This window comes from Streptococcus sp. KR (assembly GCF_002238115.1).
GTDB lineage: Bacteria > Bacillota > Bacilli > Lactobacillales > Streptococcaceae > Streptococcus.
Genome location: NZ_NGVM01000245.1, coordinates 1 through 285, shown reverse-complemented (window position 1 = coordinate 285; position 285 = coordinate 1). Strand labels below are relative to the sequence as shown.

The window sequence follows — 285 nt, the reverse complement described above, 5'->3', positions numbered from 1 at the left end:
CATAATTAAGGAAGCTGCTAAAGAATATTTGGAAAATCAGCTTGATGTTGAAAAAGACCTACTTTTAGCCGCCGACGATGGCTCTAATGAATATTCCAAAATTGGTGGTAGCTGTGCTATTGGCGATAAGTTTCAAATTGTTGCTACTACTCATAAAAATAATAATTATAAAATCCCTATCAATAATGCGCAAAATTGGAAATTATATACTTCCAACAGTGAGCAAACCTTTTTAGGGACTGGTTTGACACTTGACTTGCTGCACAATAATTTAGTGCTTAAAGA

1 protein-coding gene is annotated in these 285 nt (G+C 34.0%); it reads left to right on the top strand.

The features are described from left to right. A partial coding sequence (locus CBI42_RS11795) for an iron-sulfur cluster biosynthesis family protein (RefSeq protein ID WP_179211437.1) occupies positions 1 to 285 on the top strand: 285 nt, incomplete at both ends.